Annotated in this window: 2 protein-coding genes; one reads left to right on the top strand and one right to left on the bottom strand. The window is 73.5% G+C overall.

The window, feature by feature from the left end:
- Positions 1-1,195: WGR domain-containing protein (locus ACFV6I_RS34380; protein WP_380429697.1), on the bottom strand; the 1,195-nt coding region annotated here is incomplete at its 3' end.
- A 304-nt stretch (positions 1,196-1,499) separates the two neighbouring features.
- Here ACFV6I_RS34380 and ACFV6I_RS34375 point away from each other — a divergent pair.
- Complete coding sequence (locus ACFV6I_RS34375) at positions 1,500-3,869, top strand: lamin tail domain-containing protein (RefSeq protein ID WP_380429695.1); 2,370 nt, start codon at positions 1,500-1,502, stop codon at positions 3,867-3,869.
- The last annotated feature ends 94 nt before the right edge of the window (positions 3,870-3,963 follow it).

Below are 3,963 nucleotides of genomic sequence, written 5' to 3'. Positions count from 1 at the left end.
GCGCCCGGGGGGGGGCTGGGGGCGCGGGGGCGGCGCGCGGCCGCCCGCCCCGGCGCCCCCCCCGCCCTCGGTGTCCGCGCGGCCCGCGCCCCGCCCCCCCCCCGTCCGTGGTCACCAGGTAGAGCCGGCCGTCCCGGTACTGCATGCTGTACGCGGAGCCGCAGCCGGTGGCGAGCTTCCACAACCGGGTGCCGTCGGCGGCGAAGCAGTACACCGAGGAGTGGTTGTCCCCGGCGAAGACGTACTCGCCGTCCGGGGAGGCCGCGCAGGAGAACACGGCGGCGTCGCAGCGGTAGGCGGCGACCTCGGAGCCGTCGGACTTGCGCAGCCGGTGCACCCAGCCGCGCCCGGTGCCGGCGAACACCTCGTCGGCCTCCTGCCAGCCGAACAGCACCTCGCCCTTCGTCGCGGTGTGCCACAGCTGGTCGCCGCCGCGCGCCGCATAGCGGGCGACGCCGCGCGAGTGGCCGTGGTAGACGCCGTCCGCGTCGCAGCGCACCATCCAGCCGGAGCGGCCCTCGGCCTTGCGGCGCCACTGGAACTCGTCCTCGTGGTCGACGGTGGTCAGCCCGCCGCGTTCGTCGGCGACGCCGAGGACGCCGTCGTGGATGTCGAGCCAGAAGATGTCCACGTCCTCGGCTATCTCGTACGCCACCCGGGGGACCTTCCCGCCCAGGTCGTACACCTTGCCGTCGTCGCAGCCCGCGTAGATCCACCAGTCGTCGGCGACGATGCACTTGACGCCGTCCGGCAAGCCGAACCGGGCGGTGACCTCGCCGTCGTGGGTGAGGGTGTAGACGTCGCCGCGCTCGTTGCCGACCCAGGCGTGCTCCTCGCCGACGAAGACGCCGAAGGCCGGCGAGCCGGAGCGGAACCGCCACAGCAGCGGCGCCTGGTTCGCCGTCGAACGGGTGCTGACGAGCTGCCGCCTGGTCACCGCCCGGCGCTGGCGCACGCCCTGGACGGCCGGCGCGTAGCCCTTGCGGACCTTCTCGCCGATCTTCTTGGCCGCCGACGCGGCGGCCTTCTCGGCGCTCGGGAAGCTGGTCGACTTGGCCTGCCCCTCCTCGCCGATCCGCCCGTACCGGACCGTCACCGTACTGCCGGCGAGCCGCACCTCGTAGAACTTGTGCGCGCTCCCCTCCTCCTCGGACAGTTCGAGGTAGGTGACCTGCTCTTCCACGGCGACGGACACGACGAAGTCCCCTTTCGGGTTTTCGGGCAACGGAGACGGGAGGCGAGGCGGGGCCTGTTCGCGGCCCCGCTCACCGACAACCCCCAACCTAGGGGGCGGCACTGACAGCGCGTCCCGCTGGGCTTGCCCGGAACCCCGCCTCCCACTTGTCGCCCCACGAACCATTCTTCCGCCGTACATCTGGTCGTCGCCCGCCGCGCACGGTAGGGATCGGGTGGCGTTGCTAGAACCGCAGCGCCCGAACTTTCTTGTCCGTGCTCAGACCGCCGGGCCACCAGCCCGAGCGGCCGTCAGGAGGAAGCTCATGCGGAGTACCCAGCGAGTCCGGCGCAGAGCGATGGCGGGGGCGTCCGCCGCAGCCGTGGTGGGGGCGCTGCTGGCGCTGCCCGGCGGCGTCGCCCAGGCGGCGTCACCCGACGTGGTGATCAGCCAGGTGTACGGCGGGGGCGGCAACTCCGGTGCCCCGTACGCCAACGACTTCATCGAGCTGTACAACCGCGGCACCGCGCCGGTGTCCGTCACCGGCTGGACGGTGCAGTACGCCTCGGCGGGCGGCACGTCCTGGGGGCGGACCACGCTGTCCGGCACGATCGCGCCGGGGCGTTTCCTCCTGGTGCAGGAGGCCGCCGGGGCCGGGACGGGCGCGGCACTGCCGACGCCGGACGCCACCGGGACCCTCAACCTGGCCGCGACCTCCGGCAAGGTCGCACTGGTCACCAACGGCACAGCGCTGACCTGCGGTTCGGGCTGCGCGACGCAGCCCGGGGTGAAGGACCTGGTCGGCTACGGGTCGAGCGCCAGCTCCGCCGAGGGCTCGCCGACCGGCAACCTGTCCAACGCCACCGCCGCCCTGCGCGTCGGCGGCGGCGCCACCGACACCGACAACAACGCGGCGGAATTCACCATCGGCGCCCCGACGCCGCGCAACTCCGCCTCCACCGGCGGCGGCACCACCACCGGCGCCCGAATACACGACATCCAGGGCGCGGCCCGCACCTCCCCGCTCGCCGGCAGCGCCGTGAGCGCGGTGCCCGGCGTGGTCACCGCCGTCGGGCCCAACGGCTTCTGGTACCAGGACCCTCAGCCCGACAACGACCCCGGCACCAGCGAGGGCGTCTACGTCTACACCGCCGGCGCCCCCATCGTCGCCGTCGGCGACTCCGTCACGGTGAGCGCCACCGTCAGTCAGTACCGCCCCGGCGGCAGCGGCGGCACCACCAACCTGTCGATCACCGAACTCACCGCGCCCAGCGTCACGGTGATCGCCCACAACGCGCCGCTGCCCGCGCCCACCCTGGTCGGCCCCGGCGGGCGGGTGCCCCCCGCGGCGGTGATCTCCAGCGTCACCGGCGGGGACGTCGAGACCGCCGGGAACTACCAACCCGCCACCGACGGCATCGACTTCTGGGCCTCGCTGGAGGGCATGCGGGTCGAGATCGACAACGCGGCCGTGGTCGGCCCCAGCAACAAGTACGGCGACCTCCCCGTCGTGCCCCAGGGCAGCACCACCCGCACCAACCGGGGCGGCATCCTGCTCCAGGCGAACGACGGCAACCCGGAGCGGGTGACCCTGGCGAACGCGCTCGCGCCCACCCCGGCCGCCAACGTCGGCGACACCCTGACCGGCGCGACCGTCGGCGTGCTCGACTACTCCTTCGGCAACTTCAAGCTCCAGGTCACCGCGACCCCGGCAGTCACCTCCGGCAACCTCGCCCCCGAGGTCACCGCCGCCCCGACGGCTGGCCAGCTCGCCGCCGCCACCTTCAACGTGGAGAACCTCTCCCCCGCCGACCCGCAGAGCAAGTTCGACGGCCTCGCGGCGGGCATCGTCACCAACCTGCGCGCGCCCGACCTCGTCGCCCTGGAGGAGATCCAGGACAACAGCGGCCCCACCGACGACGGCACCACCGCCCCCGACCAGACCCTCGCCAAGCTCACCGCCGCCATCTCGGCGGCCGGCGGCCCGGCCTACTCCTACCGCCAGATCGACCCGGTGGACGGCCAGGACGGCGGCCAGCCCGGCGGCAACATCCGCCAGGTGTTCCTGTTCCGCACCGACCGCGGCCTGAGCTTCACCGACCGCCCCGGCGCCGGCTCCACCACCGCCGACTCGGTGGTCAACAACGGCGGCACGCCCCAACTCGCCTACTCCCCCGGCCGGATCGACCCGACCAACACGGCGTTCAACTCCAGCCGCAAGCCGCTCGCCGGCGAGTTCCGCTGGAACGGCAAGCCGGTCTTCGTGATCGCCAACCACTTCAACTCCAAGGGCGGGGACCAGCCCCTGTTCGGCCGCTACCAGCCGCCCGCGCACCCGTCCGAGACCCAGCGCCACAACCAGGCGACGGCGGTGAAGAGCTTCACCGACCAGATCCTGGCGGTGGACCCGAACGCGGCGGTCATCGTGCTCGGCGACCTCAACGACTTCGAGTTCTCGCAGACCGCCGACATCCTCACCGCCGGCGGCTCGCTGACCGACCTGCCGCGCACCCTGCCGCTGCCCGAGCGCTACACCTACGTGTACGAGGGCAACTCCCAGGTGCTGGACCACATCCTCATCTCCGGCGCGCTGGCGGCGAAGCCGTACAGCTACGACATCGTGCACATCAACAGCGAGTTCAGCACCCAGCTGAGCGACCACGACCCGCAGGTCGTGCGGATCCCGCTGCCCTGACGCACGACACCGGCGCGGGGGGGGGGGGGGGGGCGCGGAGGGGGGGCGGGCGCGGCGGGGGGCGGGGACGCGCCCCCCCCCCCGCGCGGCGGCC

Source organism: Kitasatospora sp. NPDC059803 (assembly GCF_042732255.1).
Lineage (GTDB): Bacteria > Actinomycetota > Actinomycetes > Streptomycetales > Streptomycetaceae > Kitasatospora.
This window is presented reverse-complemented; position numbering and strand designations above follow the sequence as displayed.